Annotated in this window: 12 protein-coding genes; 7 read left to right on the top strand and 5 right to left on the bottom strand. The window is 69.8% G+C overall.

Features of this window, described 5'->3' with window-relative positions:
* Window positions 1–15 precede the first annotated feature (15 nt).
* Together ACH4OW_RS32630 and ACH4OW_RS32635 are read left to right on the top strand one after the other, a co-directional pair.
* The gene (locus ACH4OW_RS32630) at window positions 16–1,359 is read left to right on the top strand and encodes a cysteate synthase (protein WP_398031475.1); all 1,344 of its coding nucleotides are present in this window, start codon (window positions 16–18) and stop codon (window positions 1,357–1,359) included.
* A 182-nt stretch (window positions 1,360–1,541) separates the two neighbouring features.
* Entirely contained in the window at window positions 1,542–2,708 is a 1,167-nt protein-coding gene (locus tag ACH4OW_RS32635) for a winged helix DNA-binding domain-containing protein (protein WP_398031477.1), read from the top strand.
* Between the two features lie 37 nt (window positions 2,709–2,745).
* On the opposite strand, the gene ACH4OW_RS32640 is transcribed toward ACH4OW_RS32635, so the two are convergent.
* The 3 genes from ACH4OW_RS32640 to ACH4OW_RS32650 form a co-directional block, all read right to left on the bottom strand.
* Window positions 2,746–5,466 (bottom strand): cation-translocating P-type ATPase, encoded by a 2,721-nt coding sequence (locus ACH4OW_RS32640; RefSeq protein ID WP_398031479.1) that lies wholly within the window; start codon window positions 5,464–5,466, stop codon window positions 2,746–2,748.
* Between the two features lie 38 nt (window positions 5,467–5,504).
* Window positions 5,505–6,518: a polyphosphate kinase 2 family protein gene (locus tag ACH4OW_RS32645; RefSeq protein ID WP_360131916.1), complete on the bottom strand. Its 1,014-nt coding sequence runs from the start codon at window positions 6,516–6,518 to the stop codon at window positions 5,505–5,507.
* Window positions 6,519–6,655: 137 nt separating this feature from the next.
* On the bottom strand, window positions 6,656–7,192 hold the full coding sequence (locus ACH4OW_RS32650) for a histidine phosphatase family protein (RefSeq protein ID WP_360131913.1): 537 nt from the start codon (window positions 7,190–7,192) through the stop codon (window positions 6,656–6,658).
* A gap of 548 nt (window positions 7,193–7,740) precedes the next feature.
* Between ACH4OW_RS32650 and ACH4OW_RS32655 the strand changes: the two genes are divergently transcribed.
* Window positions 7,741–9,468 carry an alpha/beta hydrolase gene (locus tag ACH4OW_RS32655; protein WP_398031481.1) on the top strand — a complete coding sequence of 576 codons (1,728 nt, stop codon included), beginning with the start codon at window positions 7,741–7,743 and terminating at the stop codon, window positions 9,466–9,468.
* 54 nt (window positions 9,469–9,522) lie between these two features.
* Here ACH4OW_RS32655 and ACH4OW_RS32660 read toward each other — a convergent pair whose 3' ends face one another.
* Together ACH4OW_RS32660 and ACH4OW_RS32665 are read right to left on the bottom strand one after the other, a co-directional pair.
* A complete protein-coding gene (locus tag ACH4OW_RS32660; protein ID WP_398031483.1) occupies window positions 9,523–10,266 on the bottom strand; it encodes a lysostaphin resistance A-like protein in 744 nt (247 codons plus the stop codon).
* 159 nt (window positions 10,267–10,425) lie between these two features.
* Complete coding sequence (locus tag ACH4OW_RS32665; protein ID WP_398031485.1) at window positions 10,426–11,334, bottom strand: ribosome-inactivating family protein; 909 nt, start codon at window positions 11,332–11,334, stop codon at window positions 10,426–10,428.
* Window positions 11,335–11,577: 243 nt separating this feature from the next.
* Between ACH4OW_RS32665 and ACH4OW_RS32670 the strand changes: the two genes are divergently transcribed.
* From ACH4OW_RS32670 to ACH4OW_RS32685, 4 genes are all read left to right on the top strand, one after another.
* On the top strand, window positions 11,578–12,021 hold the full coding sequence (locus tag ACH4OW_RS32670; RefSeq protein WP_360131901.1) for a nitroreductase family deazaflavin-dependent oxidoreductase: 444 nt from the start codon (window positions 11,578–11,580) through the stop codon (window positions 12,019–12,021).
* 663 nt (window positions 12,022–12,684) lie between these two features.
* On the top strand, window positions 12,685–14,109 hold the full coding sequence (locus ACH4OW_RS32675) for a family 2B encapsulin nanocompartment shell protein (protein WP_398031487.1): 1,425 nt from the start codon (window positions 12,685–12,687) through the stop codon (window positions 14,107–14,109).
* A 62-nt stretch (window positions 14,110–14,171) separates the two neighbouring features.
* Complete coding sequence (locus tag ACH4OW_RS32680; RefSeq protein ID WP_398031489.1) at window positions 14,172–16,508, top strand: hypothetical protein; 2,337 nt, start codon at window positions 14,172–14,174, stop codon at window positions 16,506–16,508.
* A gap of 27 nt (window positions 16,509–16,535) precedes the next feature.
* Window positions 16,536–17,423: an SAM-dependent methyltransferase gene (locus tag ACH4OW_RS32685; RefSeq protein ID WP_398031490.1), complete on the top strand. Its 888-nt coding sequence runs from the start codon at window positions 16,536–16,538 to the stop codon at window positions 17,421–17,423.
* Window positions 17,424–17,457: the final 34 nt, after the last annotated feature.

The raw sequence follows: 17,457 nt of genomic DNA on the forward strand, positions 1-17,457 counted from the left end.
GCAGAGGGAACACCCGTGAACGCGACGTCCTTTGGCCAGAACACCACTGCCCCGCAGCACCTCGAACGTCACTATGACCTCGTCTGCCGGGCCTGTGGCCACACCATGGCCGACGACGGACTCACCCTGCGCTGTCCCGGGAACCACACACCGGCGTTCCTGCGCACCCGCTACCACGACCGGGAACCCGCCGTCAGTCCCGAATCCGAGGGCCTGTACCGCTACCGGCGCTGGCTGCCGGTCGTACGCACCCTCCCCGGAGCGGGAGGGACGGTCGTCTACCGGGCCGAAGTGCTGGGACGCGCTCTCGGGCTCGGCGAGCTGTGGATCGCGTTCAACGGCTACTGGCCGGAACGCGGCGCCGACCTGCGGACCGGCACGTTCAAGGAACTCGAAGCCTACGCCGTCTTCGGCCGGCTGCCCGAGCGGCCCCCCGTCCTCGTCGTACCGTCCGTCGGCAACACCGCCGCCGCGTTCGCGTCCGTGTTCTCCAGGACCGAGGTGGAGTGCCTGCTCGTCGTGCCGGACAGCGGACTGCACCGGTTCGCCACGGTCTCCGACATCGCGCCCACCGTCCGGCTGGTGTCGATCACCGGTGGCGACTACGACGACGCCATCGAACTGGCCGAGCGGGTCTCGGCATTGCCGGGATTCCGGGCGGTGGGCGGGGCCTGGAACGTCGCCCGCCGCGACGGCCTCGCCACGGTCCTGCTGTCCGCGGTCGAGGCGATGGGAGAGCTGCCCGAGGTCTACGTCCAGGCCGTCGGGAGCGCGGTCGGTGCGATCGCGGTCCACGAGGCGGCCACCCGGCTCATCGCCTCCGGCCGCTACGGCACGGCGACACCACGGCTGCTGATGTGCCAGAACGAGGGAGTCGCACCGGTTCACCGCCTGTGGCACGGAGGCCCCGAAGCGCACGGTCCGGTCGACAAGGAACAGCGCCGCGCCGCGACCGGCCGCGTGTACGCGGACGAACTCGTCAACCAGCGCCCCCCGTACTCCCTCACCGGAGGCATCGAGGAGGCGCTGCGCACGAGCGGCGGAGACGTCCTCCGCTGCCCCGGCGAGGCCGCCCGCGCGGCCACCGAACTCTTCGCGCGGACCGAGGGGATCGACATCGAACCCGCGGCGGCGGTTGCCGTCACCTGCCTCGGCCGCTCCGTGCAGGAGGGCCGTGTATCCAGCGGGGCCCGCGTCCTTCTGAACATCACCGGGGGCGGCCGCGCGCGCTTGGCCGCCGGGATGGAGGACGGCCGCGCCGCCCAGCCGGCCCTGCGCCTGGACTTCTCCGCGCTCGACTCCCCCGGCATCGTCCAGCGGATCCGGGAGCTGTTCCCCGCGGCGGACGTATCCGCCTGACGACCCACGAGACACACCGCTACGGGACACCCTTAGGACCATTCCTGACCTACATGGCCCATACAGTCCCTGGTGAACGGGGTGACCACGTGACCACGGCGCAACGGGACCCACCACCACCCTCGTCCGCGCCCCACGTCCTCGCCCTCATGAACCACCCGCCGCCGAAGGAGCCCGCCCGCATGCCCGCACGTTCGCCAGAGGTCCCGCGTTTCACCTGGCCCCAAGTGTGCGCCCGCCGTCTGGAACGCCACGCGCTGAGCACGCCGTCGGCAACCGCCCGGCCCGACGACATCGTCGGCGCCATGGCCGGTACCCACGCCCAGGTTCTGCCGGCCGCCGAACTCGCCATCGGACTGCGGACGACCGGAGCCACCCGGGTGGACGTGCGCAAGGCGCTCTGGTCGGAGCAGAGCCTGGTCAAGACGTTCGGGCAACGCGGCACCGTACATCTGTTCCCGACGCGCGACCTGCCACTGTGGATCGCGGCCTTCTCCGCCGTTCCCGAGCCGAAGAACCCTCATCCGGCGCACATCCGCTTCACCGAGGAGCAGACCGCCGAGGTGGTCGCGGCCATCGGCGACGCCCTCCAGGACGCCGAGCTCACCATCGACGAACTCAGCGAGGAAGTCCTACGCAGGACCGGACCCTGGGCCGGGGACCTGGTCATACCCGGCTTCCAGGACCTGTGGCCGCGCTGGCGTCAGGCGCTGCACCTGGCCGGCCTGCGGGGAAAACTGTGTTTCGGCCCCAACCGCGGCCGCAAGGTCACCTACACCCATCCGGCCCGCCGGCTGCCCGGCCTCGCGCCGGCCGACCCCCGCGCCGCCCTCACCCATGTCGTGACCAGCTACCTACACGCCTACGGCCCGGCCACCCCACAGCAGTTCGCGCACTGGCTGAACGCGCCGGTCCGCTGGGCCAACGAACTCTTCGCGTCCCTGGCCGGCGAACTCCAGCCGGTCGAGGTCGAGGGCAAGCCGGCCTGGGTGGCCGCCGGCGACACCGCCGTGCCCGACACGCCGCCGCGCGGCCTGCACCTGCTGCCCTACTTCGACGGCTACGCCTACCGGGTCGGCAACCAGCCACCGGAACTCCTCTACCCGGGCCCCGCCCGTGAACGGGTGCTGCCCGGAAACTTCCAGGTGCTGATCGTGGACGGCGTGGTCGGCGGACTCTGGCACCAGCGGCGCTCCGGCCGCAAGCTGGACGTCACCGTGGAGTCCCTGGTGCCGCTCAGCGCCGCGCAGCGCACCGAGGTCGAGCGCCGGGTGGTCCGGATCGGCGAAATCCTGGAAGCTACGCCGCGGCTCACGTTCGGCCCGGTCACCGTTGGCGGCCACGCCTGACCGCCTGACCGGGCTGCGGTGCGGGCGCAGTCGCCCGTCACCGGGCGGGTCCGCGGCCGCGGGCGACGAGCTTGCCGAGTTCCCACAGGAGCAGCAGTGCGGCGGCGGGTACGAGGGCCCACGCGAAATGCCTCAGGTCGAGTTCCGTGGTGCCCAGCAGACGGTGGAAGAGGTCCATCTGTGTGACCGCGACGGCGAGGACGACCTCGACGAGCATCGCCCGGTTCATCTGCTTGCTGTCGAAGCTGGCGGTCGTCAGCGCGGTACCGGTCTCGCTGCGGCATTCGAGCGCGGCCACGATCAGGCACAGGGCGAAGGCCGTGAACGCGATGGAGTTGCCGATGGGAAGGCTGTCGAAGAGCGACTGACCGAGCTGGATCATGCAGAGCAGGCCGATGCTGATGGCGAGTCCCGCCGAGCCGACCGTGATCATCACTCCCGTGGTGAGCACCGGCTCGCCGCGGGAGCGCGGCCGGCGGGCCATGAGATCCGGGCTCTCCCGGTCGAAGCCGAGGGCGAAGCCGAAAGCGGCGTTGACGAAGAAGTGGATCCACAGGACCTGTGCGGCGGTGAACGGTTCACCGGCGGCGATGTTGAACAGGGCGGCGCCGAGGAACGTCAGGACGAAGACCACCAGCAGGACCAGGACGAAGCGGATGTACTTGGTGAGATTGTCGTAGATCTTCCGGCCTTGCTCGACCGCGGAGACGATGCTGGCGAAGTTGTCGTCGGAGAGGATCAGCTGGCCGGCGTTCTTGGCGACTTCCGTGCCCGAGCCCATGGCGATGCCGACGTCGGCCGCTTTGATCGCCGGGGCGTCGTTGACACCGTCCCCCGTCATGGCCACCACGTCGCCCTTCTTCTTCAAGGTGTCCGCGAGCAGCACCTTGTGTTCGGGAGCGACCCGGCCGACCACCCCGATGTGCTCGATGGCGGCCAGTCGTTCGGGCTCGGACAGGGCGGCGAAGTCGGCGCCGAGGACGGCGTCCCCTTCGATGCCGAGCTGTTCGGCGATGGCGGCACCGGTGGTGACCTCGTCCCCGGTGACCATGCGGACCCGGATCCGGGCCGCCTGCGCGGCGGCGACCGCGGCCCGGGACTCGGCCCGTGGCGGATCGACCATCCCCACCAAGCTCGTCATCTGCAGTTCGGTGACATACCCGAGGAGGTCGCCGGCCGGGTCGAACCGTTCCGGGTCCAGGTCGCGGACCGCGGCGGCCATCACCCGCTTGCCCTGCCGTGCCATGCGGTCCTCGTGTGCCTGTGCCCGCTCGCGCGGGCCGGCGTCCCACGGCAGGCTCGCGCCGTCGGAGAGCGCCGTTGCCGCGCGGGCCGTCACCGCCGGTGCCGCGCCCTTCACGAAGCACCGTACGACCGGCCGCCCGGCGGCGTCGCTCGCCGCGTTGAACGTGGCCATCAGCTTGTAGGTCGGGTCGAACGGCAGCGTGGCCAGCCGGGGCAGGCGCTCACGGGTGGCGTCGACGTCCAGGCCGGCCTTGTGGCAGAGGACGAGCAGAGCGCCTTCCGTAGGGTCTCCGACCACCGTGCCGTCGACGAGTGTGGCGTCGGAGGCGACCAGGTACGGCAGCACCGCCTGCTCGATGGAGTCCGCACTGCCCGCGGCGTGGTGCACCTTGCCTTCCAGGCCGTAACCGCTGCCGGAGACGGTGTAGCGGTCCGTCGGCGTCAGCACCTCCACGACCGTCACCTGGTTCATCGTCAGGGTGCCGGTCTTGTCGGAGTTGAGTGCCGAGGTGAACCCCAGGGTCTCCACCGACGGCAGGTCCTTCACGATCGCGTGTCCCTTGGCGAGGTTGACGGCCCCGATCGAGAGGATGGTCTGCGCCACCGTGGGCAGTGCCTCCGGGATGGCCGCGATGGCCAGGGCGACGGCGCTCACGAAGAGCACGTCCCAGGCTTCGCCACGGCTGCGCCCCAGGGCGAACATCGCGATCATCGTCAGGCCGGCCGCCGCCGCGATCCACAGGGTGAGCCGGTCCAGCTCCCTGGTCAGCGGCGAGACTTCTTCGGGGGTGGCGGAGAGCATGCCGGATATGGTCCCGAGCTCGGTGTCGGCGCCGGTGGCCGTGATGATGACGATGCCGCTGCCGTGTGTGACAGGGGTGTTCATGAAGGCCATGTTCGACTGGTCCGCCGGTCCTGGCCGTTCGCCCGGCAACGTCCGCGCTTCCTTGGCGACCGGCGCGCTCTCGCCTGTCAGCGCGGCCTCGTCGATCTGCAGAGCGCTGGCCGTGATGATGCGGCCGTCCGCCGGTACCTCGTTCCCTGCCGAGAGGAGCACGATGTCGCCGGCCACCACTTCTTCGGCCGGGATCACGGCTTCCTTCCCGTCCCTGCGCACCCGGGCGGTCGCCTTCATCATCGACTTGAGGGCGTTCATGGCGCTCTCGGCCTTGCCGGCCTGCCGCATGCCGATCACCGCGTTGAGCACCGTCAGGGCCAGCAGTATCCCGGCGGTCCCCCACTCCGTGATCAACAGGGACACCACGGCGGCAACGACCAGGATGATCTGCATGTAGCTGCGGTACTGGGCCAGGAACCGCCGCCAGCCCGGCTCGGGTTCCTCCGCCGGCAGCGCGTTCGGGCCGTTCCGGTCCAGCAGTTCGACGGCGCGCGCCGCGGACAGTCCCACCGCGGGGTCCACCCCGAAGGCCGAAGCGACCTCCTCCGCCGACCGCGCGTACCACCGCTCGGGCTCGACTGCTCGATGGTTACGGGCACCTGTTTCCACAGCCATCGTGACTGCCTCCGCTCCGGTCGTCCCCGGACTGCGCCCTATCCCTGTTCCTTCCGCCCGCTCTTCCCGCTGTTCTTCCTGCCGCCCTTCCCGTGCCGCTCGCGGTTCTTGCCGGCGACCGACGCCGCGTACGGATCTGCCTGGGCGCCCTTGGGCGCTTCCTTCTCCAGGTCCTTCTTGGCCTTGGCGAGCTCCTGGCGGTCCGCTTTGCTCATCCGCGGGAACTGCGGGCCGATGTCGATCAGCGTGTGCGCGAGCACGGCGGCCGCGCAGAGCCGCGCCAGCCACTTGCGGTCCGCGGGCACGACGTACCAAGGCGCCCAAGGGGTGCTGGTGGCGGAGAGCATCCGGGAGAAGGCCCGCTGGTAGGCGTCCCAGTGCGCGCGTTCGCGTACGTCGGCCGCCGAGAACTTCCAGTTGTGCTCCGGTACGTCGATCCGCTTGAGGAACCGGACCCGTTGCTCCTCTTTCGACAGGTTCAGCATCAGTTTGACGACGTGGAAACCGTTCTCGGCGAGGTACCGCTCCCAGGCATTGATCTCCCGGTAGCGGCGTTCCCACACAGCGCCGTCCTGCGTCGTCCCGGGCAGCCTCTGCCGGTCGAGGTTCTCCGGGTGCACCCGCACCACCAGGACCTCTTCGTAGTGCGACCGGTTGAAGATGGCGATCTCGCCGCGCCGGGGCAGCTGACGCGCGTAACGCCACAGGTAGTCGTGGTCGAGTTCTTCGGCGGAGGGCACTTTGAAGTTCGCCACCCGCACACCCTGCGGGCTCAGGCCGCTCATCACATGGCGGATCGTCCCGTCCTTGCCACCGGCGTCCAGCGCCTGCAGACACACCAGTACGCCCCGGGTCTGCTCGGCGGCCAGTCGCTGCTGGTACTCGGCCAGCAGCTCGATGCCCACACGCAACAGCTCGACCCCGTCCGTCTTCTTCACGATGCCCGCCCGGAAACCGGGGTCGAAGTCCTCTTCCAGGTCCACTTTTGTGCCAGGAGGGACCCGCAGCTGTTCGATGAACGCCTCGATCCGTTCCGCTGTCGTGTCGGTCATCCGCGGTCGGCCCTTTCGGCGTGCGTCGGTGACACGAGCCGCCGAGGTCCGGGGCGACAACTGTAGGACGAGAGTACGGCGGACCTTCCGCCTGAGGAACACCGTCCGGCTCGCCTCGCCGCCGGACGACGTGCCGTTCACGAAGGCCCTGGCGGTCCGCCCCGAGCGACGGCCAGCCCCGTCAGGAGAGCCGTACGGGCGTCGAGCTCGTCCCACGTTCCGCGCCAGGCCAGCAGGGCGACCGCGGCGGTCGGGAACTTCTCCCGGACCTGCCGGATCCGCCGGCCGACTCCGTCGCCGGCCGCCATCAGGATCGTGTCCCGCAGGCTCGGGTTGTGGCCGATCACCAGCAACGTCGATACGTGGGCGGGCACTTCGTGCACGACGGCCAGGAGTTGCGGTACGGGCGGGTGGTACAGCCGCGGATCGAAGCGCACCTGGGGCAGCCCCGCCAGTTCCGCCGCGGCCAGCTCCCACGTCTCCCTCGTACGGTGAGCCGTGGAGCAGAGCACCAGGTCAGGCAGCCAGTCCTCTTTCGCCAGCAGGTGTCCCGCGGCCTGCGCGTCCCGGCGGCCGCGCCCGGACAGTGGCCGCTCGTGGTCCGCCGTCCCCGAGGGACGGGCGGCTTTGGCATGGCGCAACAACAGCAAGCGCCGCAGAGGCGAGATCGTCACACCGGGACACCTCACGTCGAGAGTGCCGTGTTCCTGGTCGGGACGCGCCCTGGCGTCGGGCCGGTACGCGAGGGCGTGGACCGTGGCCGTCAGGAGCGTCCCAGTGTGCAGGTGACGCACACAGTACTCGGTGCCTGAGCGCGTCGATCCCACCGGAGGCGTCGCCTCGCGTCTTTCGGACAGCGGTCGAGTCGCCGCGCGCCGCGCCCTCGCGCCGTGCACTCACCTCCTACCTCCTCCGGGGGTGCCGAGCCGTGAAAACGCGGGACTCCACGAGGAGCTGAACACCCGCCGTCTTTTGGCCCGTCCTGCTATGGCTCCTTCCGCACGGCCGCTCTAATGTCGGCAGCCGACGAACCCGGGACCGCGTCGATGAGGACCCGTACGCCGGTCGCCTTCCTCAGCGGGACGAAGCCGTCCCGGCCCGGGAGCGCGGTGAGGTCTCGGACGGCGAGTTCCAGCGGGCGGAGGGCAAGGTCCTGCACTGGCTTCCATGGTGGAAACGCTCGTCGTGCTGTCCCAGTGAGGTCTTCCGGACGGAGGTAGCCATGGTGGGAGACGCATCAGGGGCGCCGGGCGGCCCGCCCCCTCCTGCGGATGCCGAGGCAGCGGCCGAAGGCTCCGGCCGGCCGCCGGAGTCCCGTGAACGCCGGGGGCTGCTGTCCGTCACCCTCCCGGGAAGCTGGGGCGCGCTCCTGTTCGCCTGCCTCTCCTTCACCCCGTCACTCCTCCCCCGCGGCGGCATCCTGCAGGGCCTGATCTGCGGCATCAACGCGGCTCTCGGCTACGCGGCCGGGGTGCTCGCCGCGCGAGTGTGGCGCGCGTTCGCCGACCGGGAGCCGCGGCCCCCGCGGCCCAAGTCCTGGACCGGCTTCCTCATCAGCGCGGTCGTCCTTTTCGGGCTCTTCTTCGGCTTCGGGCAGTACTGGCAGTACCAGATCCGCCGGCTGATGGGGGTGACCGATTACAACGTTCCGCTCGCCGTGGCCTCTCCTCTCATCGCGGCACTGGTCTTCTGGCTCCTCCTCCTGACCGCGCGCGGCATCCGCGGCCTGTACCGCCGGCTCGTACGCCTGCTCAAGCGCTGGATCGGGCCACGCGCCGCGTCCGCCGTCGGCTGGACCGCGGTCGCCGCCCTCGTCTGGGCGATCGTCACCGGAGTGCTGCTCGACGGCCTCGTCGCCCTCGCCAACGAGACCTTCTCGCTCCGCGACACGACGACCGAGGAAGGGGCGCACCGGCCCACGACGACCCTGCGCTCGGGCGGCCCCGGCTCGCTCGTACCGTGGGACTCGTTGGGCCTGCAAGGACGCAACTTCACCGGCACCGGCCCGTCGGCGTCCGCCATCGGACAGTTCACCGGCCGTCCGGCGAAGGAACCGATCCGGTCCTACGCCGGACTGGCGTCGTCCGACGACGCCGAGTCCCGTGCCGCCCAGGCGGTCGCCGACCTGACCCGGCAGGGCGGCTTCCAGCGCGAGAACCTGCTCGTGGTGACGACGACCGGAAGCGGCTGGGTCGACCCTGCCGCGGTGGACACTTTCGAGTACCTCAGCGGCGGCGACTCCGCCGCCGTCGCGACCCAGTACTCCTACCTCCCCTCGTGGCTCTCCTACCTGGTCGACCAGACCAAGGCCCGCGAGGCGGGCCGCGCCCTCTTCGACGCCGTGTACGACAGCTGGTCGAAACTGCCGGCCGACCGGCGCCCCCGCCTGTTCGTCTCCGGCGAGAGCCTGGGGTCATTCGGCGGCGAGACGGCTTTCAGCGGGGAGTACGACCTGCGCAACCGCACCGCGGGCACCCTGTTCGCCGGCCCGCCGGCCTTCAACACGCTGTTCCGGGAGTTCAGCGACCATCGTGACGCCGGCAGTCCCGAGGTGCAGCCCGTCTACAAGGAGGGGCGGACCGTCCGGTTCGCCAACGATCCGGCAGCGGGGATCCCGCCGGCGGACCGGCCCTGGAACGGCAGCCGCGTCCTCTACCTCATGCACTCGTCCGACCCGATCGTCTGGTGGAGCCCGCACCTCGTCTACAGCGAACCGGACTGGATCGCCCAGCACCCGGGCGACGACGTGCTCGAAGCGATGGTGTGGCTGCCGTTCGTGACGTTCTGGCAGGTCTCCGCGGACCTTCCGTTCGCCGCCGACGTTCCGAGAGGCCACGGCCACACCTACACGACCGAGTACGTGGACGCGTGGAACGCCGTCCTGCGGCCCCCGGGCGTCACCGCGCAGGACCTCGGCCGCCTCAAAGACTTCATCACGGCCGAGAAGTGACCGCGTACGCCGCGCATCTCCGATCGGTGCGGCATCCGCCCCTGCCCCACCCGGTCACCGCAGCAGGAAGCCCACCAGGTAGCCGAACGCGTTGACCGCCCAATGCAGGCCCATGGGCGCCAGCAGGCTCCCGCTACGGCGGCGCAGCTCGCAGAAGAGCACGCCCGCCGCCCCGGTGAACAGCACCGCCGCCACCACGGCGGCCGCCGCACCGAGCGCGGAACGGCCGAACAGCGGCGTCAGGGCGGGCTTGTCAGTCGCCAGCCCCAGCGACGGCAGAACGTGCCACAACCCGAACAACACGCTCGACACGACCGTCGCCCACACCGCGCCCCGGGCCCGGCGCACCAGGCCGTACAGCACACCCCGGAAGGCGACCTCCTCCAGCAGCACCGTACCGACCGGCACCGTGACCAGGACGCGCAACGCCACCTGGCCGCCGGACAGCCCACCGTACCGCTCGTCCGCGAACAAGCCCCGCGTGGCCGGCAGCAGCGCCGCCGCCGCATATCCCACGCCGACCAGCCCGATCAGCACCACCGCCCAGCGGGCGCCGCGCTTGAGCGTCGCAGCATCCAGCCCCGCATCCGCCCAAGTGCCTCCGGCCCGGAACAGCACCCCCAACAGCAGCGCACTGACCACGACGGCCGTCAGCACCCCGAACGACGGCGCCCATCGGCTGTTGATCAGATTGGCCAACACCAATACAGCCACAGTGACGCCCACAGCCACACCGGTGCCCATCGACCACGACGCACGCGCGACGCCGCCGGCCGAACCGTTCCTCTTTCGACTCACGGCATGCTCCCTGAGGAGACTGCCGACCACGCACCGCTGACGGTGCATCGGTCGCTGCGCCCATGATGTACCCGGCAACCGCCACGACCAAGGTTCTCCCGGGTAGAAGTGCGGCCGGGTGCCCGGCGCGGCGCTGCCGCGCCGGGCACCCGGGCAGGATCAGAAGAATTTGCCCTGCGCAAGGGTGTAGTGGAAGCGCCGGTTGAACGAGTCCAGGCTGTTGAACTCCTCGTTGCCGATGCGCATAGTGGCGAGGATCGTATCCGGCTCAGGGTTGAGGGCGGCGTGGAGCCACTCTGAGATGTCGCTCCAGTCGTTCTCCATGTTCACCTGGTTGATCGACAGCCGTGTTCCCGACCCCGACGCGTAATTGCGGATGTTGGCGCCCACCGTTATGGCGATGTCCTGGAACCGGGCTGCTTCGGAGACAGCCTGAATCAGGATGATCAGGCTGGCCTGGAAGCCGGTCTGCGCGGTATGGGTCATGTTGCGGTTGTATCCGTGCACCGCGCGGACGGCGTCCGCGATCGTGTAACCGTTCATTCCCACAGTGGCGCGCGTGTCGCTGCCGAGCGCGTCGTAGTTCGAGTCGAAGCCGAAATCGGTGACCGCGGCCGGAGTGCCGTTGCGCTGGAGGATGGCCTGCATCTCGGCGCGCTGGTCACGGAAGCCCACCAGACCGGTCACAGAACCACTGTGCGAGCTGGGTGACCACACACCCATCATGTAGAGGTTGTCGGAGCGCACGTAGAGGGCAGCGTAGGGCGCGTCGTTGTCCATGAGGCGGATCTCGACGGCGCGCGGCCCCTCCGCTCGCAGGCGCTCAGTGGCGCCGACGCCGTTCCCGACGTTGTGGCCGGCGGCGTTCCGCAAGGCACCGATCATGGCCCAGTAGCTGGTCTGGGCGTTCTGCATGTCTCCCTGCAGAAGGCTGTGGATGTTCCAGATGATCTGATGACGCGGGCGCGACGTGTCAGCGTGGGCGGCAGGGGCGGTCAGCCCAGCCAAGGTCAGAACGACGAGCGAAGCCGCCAGCAAGCGCGCGAGCACGGCGCGCAAAGTTGACATCACGGTTGAGTCCTTCGATAGGGGGTGCATGGCACGAGCGGCCGTGCCTCCAGCGGATATCTCCGACCCTGCCCTGCCGATCTAACGGATATCTAACGTCGGCACTGTCGGCCCCGTCGGAACTAGAGACTGGCCTGACGCTTCCGCCCCTTGTCCCCCCACATTCGATGTGGTCTCGCCTCGGCGCGTGGCTTGTGTTGTACTGCGCACCATGGGTCCGTACGCGACGACGGGGTGACCACGATGCCTCTTGAGGGTGAGTACGAGCCGAGTCCGGCGCAGTGGATTCGCGAACAGGTCGACCTGTATGAGCGTTCGGACGGCACGCAGGGGGCGACGCTCTGGGACACGGGGCTGCCGGTCGTCATTCTCACGACGCGCGGCGCGAAGAGCGGCAAGATCCGCAAGGCCCCTCTGATGCGCGTGGAGCACGAAGGGCGGTATGCGGCCGTGGCCTCCAAGGGCGGCTTCCCGCGGCACCCGGACTGGTACTTCAACCTCAAGTCCGACCCGCACGTGCAGCTCCAGGACGGTGCCGTGCGCCAGGAAATGACGGCTCGTGAGGTCACCGGGGACGAGAAGGCCGAGTGGTGGGAGCGCGCGGTCGCCGCGTATCCGCCGTACGCCGAGTACCAGCAGAAGACCGACCGAGTGATCCCCGTCTTCGTGCTGGCCCCGCGCACGTGACAGGACCGGGCAGCCTCGCGAGGCATTGACCCCGGAAGACCTTGCCCCTGGAAGGCGGACTGAACAAGGTCAGGTGAGGGTCCGCCTACCCGCCGAGCGCGGCCTCGTGGTCCCCCATGTTGCTGCCGTGCGGCGGACAGTTTCCTGTACGAGGTGGTGTCTGCGCCGCCGGAGAGGGAGTGGGCACTCCCGGTAAGTGGAGCGACGGCCGCGCAGCGAGGGCTGGTTGATTCGAACCACAGTCGGTATGTGTTCCGGCCGACTTCGCGCAGGCGGCGATGTATGCCGCTCGCCCTACGTCTACCCAGTTGAACGGTGGTCGTTGGCCAGAGGTTCGTCATGTGCGATGCCGCGCGCCGGCCCCGTTTCCTGGCATGACACAGGAATATCCGCCTGTCGTTTCCGCCGGGACTGTAGACCGGGCGAGCCAAAACGGAGCGCCCAGGTGGCGCCCTCCCCGCGAACCGGAGTGAGTGTGCCGTGCCGACCGCCTCCGGCAGCCATGCTGAGCCAGGGAGACAACTACGGGACGTAAGTGACTTATGGCCCGAAAGCAATTCATCGTCTCACATACTGGGATTTACCGCCCCGAAGGCCCTGACACTCGCCCGGCCCCTCGCTAGCGTGCGCCGCACAGCCCAGCCCGATGATGGGGAGAGTCGTATGTCGACAGAGACAGGTCACACGGGTTCGGAGGGCACGTCGGAGCAGGTCGCGGCACAGACCGCGCTGAGCACAGCGGCAGCCAGGAATCTGGCGACGACCACGAAGACGCCCCCGCAGATGCAGGGCATCACCTCGCGATGGCTGCTGCGTGTACTTCCCTGGGCGCAGGTCTCGGGAGGGACCTACCGGGTGAACCGGAGGCTCAGCTACGCCGTCGGCCACGGGCGGGTGAGCTTCGTCCAGACCGGCGCTGAAGCCCGGCTGGTGCCGCCGAGCCTGGCGGAACTGCCCGTACTGCGGGGCCTGGACGACCAGGAACTGCTCGCCGAGCTGGCCGGCCGGTTCACCCAGCGGGACGTCGAGCAGGGAGAGGTGGTCGTCGAACAGGGAGCCCCCGTCGACCAGGTCTTCGTCGTCGCGCACGGCAAGCTCAACCGGATCGGCGAAGGGCCCTTCGGGGACGCCGAGCTGGTGCTCGGGGTGCTGGCGGACGGCGACCACTTCGGTGACGAGGCGCTCACCGAGACGGAGAGCACCTGGCCGTACGCGGTGAAGGCGGCCACGGCCGCCACCCTGCTGGCGCTGCCCCGGCAGGCGTTCGTCAGCCTGCGCGAGCGCTCCACGGTGCTCCAGGAGCAGGTCGAGCGCTACCTCGCCGGTACCGCGCAGCCGCAGAACAGGAAGGGCGAGGCGGACATCGACCTGGCGTCGGGCCATGTGGGCGAGCCCGCGCTCCCCGGCACCTACGTGGAGTACGAGCTTCGGCCGCGCGAGTACGAGCTGAGCGTCGCGCAGACCGTACTGAAGATCCACACCCGGGTCGCCGACCTCTACAACCAGCCCATGAACCAGACCGAGCAGCAGCTGCGGCTGACCATCGAGGCGCTGCGCGAGCGTCAGGAGCACGAGCTCGTCAACAACCGCGACTTCGGGCTGCTGCACAACGCCGACTACGACCAGCGCATCAGCACCCTCACCGGGCCGCCCACGCCGGACGACCTGGACGAGCTGCTCTCCCGCCGCCGCCGTACCAAGGTGCTGCTGGCCCACCCGCGTGGCATCGCCGCCTTCTTCCGCGAGTGCAACCGGCGCGGTGTCTATCCGCCCAACGCCGAGCTGAACGGCCGCTCCGTGGCTGCCTGGCGCGGGGTGCCGCTGCTGCCGTGCAACAAGATCCCGGTCAGCGACGCGGGAACCAGCTCCATCTTCGCGATGCGTACCGGCGAGGAGGACCAGGGCGTCGTCGGGCTGCACCAGACCGGCATCCCCGACGAGTACGAGCCCGGCCTGTCCGTGCGGTTCATGGGCATCGACGACAAGGCCGTCATCAAGTACCTGGTCAGCGCGTACTACTCGGCTGCCGTCCTGGTGCCCGACGCGCTGGGCGTGCTGGAGAACGTCGAGGTCGCGCGCCACGACTGACCGGTGAGCGGCGAGCGGTCGCCGCTGCGTCGAAGAGCCCACCGCGAGGTACGGAGACAGCGATGGACGATCACACGGACGCCGGCCCAGGGCCGAAGCCTCCGGAGTTCTACCTGCCGGGCCCGGCGCGGCTCAACCCGCATGTGGAGGAGGCGCGCAGCCACTGCCGGGCCTGGGCCGTGGACATGGGGATGCTGCGTGCCGGGCCGCTCGGCGCCCGGACCGCGGAGCGGCAGGCGCAGGAGGAGGGAGTGACGGTCTGGGACGAGAAGGTCTTCGACGCGGCGGACTACGGGCTGCTGGCGGCGCTGGCCCATCCGGACGCCTCGGCACCCCGGCTCTGCCTGCTCGCCGACTGGTACGTCTGGCGGTACTTCTTCGCCGACCGGTTCGCAGCGGACTTCTTCTACAGCCGGAACGTGGCCGGGGCAGCCGAGTACGCCGCCCGGCTCCGGAACGTCATGGGGAGCGCCGGGCACCACGACGGCGGGGAGGCGGACCCGGCGGCCGGGCCCGTACCGTCCGAAGCGCCCGCGCCACCAGAGGCGGCCCCGGCGGGCATCGACCCGGTGGAACGCGGGCTCACCGACCTGTGGGTCCGGACCGTCGCGGGCCATGAGGACGGGTGGCGTACACGATTCGCGAAGAGCATCAACGGCATGGTCGACAGCGCTCGCGGGGACCTGGCCGACCTAGACGCCGGACGGGTGCCGAACCCCGTCGAGAACGTCGCGGCGCGCCGCGCCGCGAGCGGAGGGCCCTGGGCGGCGCGGCTGGTCGAGCATGTCACGGCGTTCGAGATACCCGGCCGGCTGGTGGGAACCCGCCCGATACGGGTCCTGGAGGACACCTTCGCCGACGCGGCGGGGCTGCGCGAGGACATCGTCACCGTGCTCGGTGGCCGCCGGGCCGCGGATCGGCCCGGCAACGCGGTCAACGTAGCGGGCCACTTCCTGAAGTGCGCCCCCCAGCAGGCCGTTGACATAGTGGCCGGCCATCTCGCCTCGCGGATGCGGCAATTCGACCGCACCGAAGCCGCGGAACTGCCACCGCTGTTCGGCCAGTACGGTCTGCTGCTGGGCGAACGCACCTCGGTGCTGCGCCACACGGGCTCCCTGCGGGACTGGCAGGCAGGGTTCCACGAGTGGCTGACCCGGCCGCCGGAATCCTCACGGGGGACCGCGCCCCGGCATCCGCGCCGGTCGTGGACGCCGTGTGGCACGAACGGCTTCGGCTGCTCCGGGACACGCGTGGCCTCAACGGGCACTGCGGCAGACGCCCCTGGCCGGGCCGGCCGCCGCCCACCTGGAGGCCACACGCTCCAACTCCCCGTCTTCCACGTGCCGTTCCGCTCCGTTGCTCCCAACCCCTTCATGGGCGAGGTACGCACCCATGTCAGGCGATGGGCACGGGAGATGGGAATGGTGCGCGAGGGAAGCGGAGTCGGGCCCGACTGGTCCAGCCGGCATGCGACCTTTGACGAGGCGTCCTTCGAGGCGTCCGATTTCCCGACCGTTTCGGCCCTGTCCTTTCCCACGGCCCCCAGGCCGCGCCTGGAGGTCGCCGTGGACTGCAGCGTGTGGGGAACACACGTAGGCGACTACATCACCAAGAAACTCCTTCGCGGCGGGGGCCCGGCCGGCGCAAAGGCATTCGTGGAACGGCTGAAGACGTTCCTGCCCGACCGGCTCGCGGCGATGCCGGTGCCACTGAATCCGGCGGAACGCGGACTGGCCGACCTGTGGCAGCGACTGCTGCCGGAGCTGTCGCAGGACAGCCGCCGTCACTGGCGCACGGATTTCACCGGATTCCTGGAGGGCCGGCTCTGGCAGGCCGCCAACTCCATCGAAGACAGGGTTCCCGACCCGGTGGACTACCTGGAGATGCGCCGCGCGTCTTTGGGAGGTCTGCTCAGTGCCAACAAGGTCGAGTACTGCCTGGAGAAGAGCCTTTCCGGCGAAATCTGGGACTCCGGCCCCATAACGCAGCTCCGGGAGATCACCGCCGACATTCTGACCGTGAACAACGATGCCGCCTCCTACCCCATGGAGCTGGCGGAGGACGGTGCCGTCAACAACCTCGTCACGGTCATTCAGGAACTGCTCGGCACCGACGACCCGGTGGCGGCGGCGCACGTCGCGAACGACCTGGCAGACCGGCGCACAGGCCAGTTCCGGTCCGTCGCGGGTCCGGCGCTCCGTGAACTGTTCGACGAGCACCGTATGGACGAAGCCGCCAGAAACGAGATCACCGAATTTGTGACCGGCCTCGAACAACTGCTGGCGGGTCTGCAGCAATGGGTCGACGACACCGGGCGCTACGCAGGGCCGTCGGTGTCCAAGCGCACACATCCCAAAGTCAGGTCCGGGCACAGCGCCGGATACGCCGCTCCTCGTTGAGGAGCGGGAGAGCGCCCAGGAGGAATCATGTCCTCTCGATCGGTCGCCGACGGAGCAGCCGGGTCCAGCGAGGTCATCGATTACTACGCCAACAAGCTGCCCGATGTGATGCGCAAGTACGGGCCGGGCCCGCGCGTCCACTTCCATCTCGGGCTTTTTCCACCCGGCGAACGGCCCAATACCTCGGTCCCGCGAGAGACATTGCGCAAGAGGCTGATCGAGGCGCAGGAGAACATGCTCGACTTCGCGGCTGAGACCTGGGGGGTTTCCGCCAACCCGCCCCAGCGCATTCTGGATGTGGGATGCGGCTTCGGAGGCGGCGCGATCTACTGGGCGCAGCGCTGCGGTGCCGCCGTCACAGCGGTGACGAACGTCCCGGGTCATGTTCCCGTCGTTCGCGAACTGGCCACCGCTGCCAACGTATCGCACCTGGTGTCACCGGTGGTCATGGACGCCAATGAGCTGGCGGTGCCGGTACGCCACGACGCCGCGGTCGCGTTCGAGAGTGTCTGCCACCTGGACCGGCGGCGCGCGTTCGCGGCAGTGGCCGCAGCGCTCCGGCCCGGCGGATGGTTCGCCCTGGAGGATCATTTCCTGCTCCGCGACGAATGGGCCGGCATGATCAACGGCTACTACCGGACGAACCTGGGAACGGTGCGGGAATACCGAGAGAGCGCCGAAGCATGCGGATTCACACTGGAACGCGATACGGACATCACCGATCGCGTCCTGGAATTCTGGGTGCAGAGCATGGCGTGGACCGCTTCCGAACTGGACCACGCCTACGCCTCGAAGGAATGGCCGCTGCCCGAGAAGCGGCTCATCGACTCCTTGATCGCCCACGGGCGGTTCTTCCGGGCCTGGCGCGACCGGGCGGCGGAGACGCGCATGCTGCTCTTCCGTCTGCCCGGATGACGTCCGGGGCCGAATCCGTATCGTGATCGAGACA

The sequence above is a fragment of the Streptomyces sp. NPDC017056 genome, assembly GCF_044332485.1.
GTDB lineage: Bacteria > Actinomycetota > Actinomycetes > Streptomycetales > Streptomycetaceae > Streptomyces.

Excerpts from the sequence above, each read along its gene's own strand:
- ACH4OW_RS32635 (WP_398031477.1), top strand. The coding sequence starts at position 1,542 with ATGCCCGCACGTTCGCCAGAGGTCCCGCGTTTCACCTGGCCCCAAGTG.
- ACH4OW_RS32640 (WP_398031479.1), bottom strand. The coding sequence starts at position 5,466 with ATGGCTGTGGAAACAGGTGCCCGTAACCATCGAGCAGTCGAGCCCGAG.
- ACH4OW_RS32645 (WP_360131916.1), bottom strand. The coding sequence starts at position 6,518 with ATGACCGACACGACAGCGGAACGGATCGAGGCGTTCATCGAACAGCTG.
- ACH4OW_RS32655 (WP_398031481.1), top strand. The coding sequence starts at position 7,741 with ATGGTGGGAGACGCATCAGGGGCGCCGGGCGGCCCGCCCCCTCCTGCG.
- ACH4OW_RS32665 (WP_398031485.1), bottom strand. The coding sequence starts at position 11,334 with ATGTCAACTTTGCGCGCCGTGCTCGCGCGCTTGCTGGCGGCTTCGCTC.
- ACH4OW_RS32670 (WP_360131901.1), top strand. The coding sequence starts at position 11,578 with ATGCCTCTTGAGGGTGAGTACGAGCCGAGTCCGGCGCAGTGGATTCGC.
- ACH4OW_RS32675 (WP_398031487.1), top strand. The coding sequence starts at position 12,685 with ATGTCGACAGAGACAGGTCACACGGGTTCGGAGGGCACGTCGGAGCAG.
- ACH4OW_RS32680 (WP_398031489.1), top strand. The coding sequence starts at position 14,172 with ATGGACGATCACACGGACGCCGGCCCAGGGCCGAAGCCTCCGGAGTTC.
- ACH4OW_RS32685 (WP_398031490.1), top strand. The coding sequence starts at position 16,536 with ATGTCCTCTCGATCGGTCGCCGACGGAGCAGCCGGGTCCAGCGAGGTC.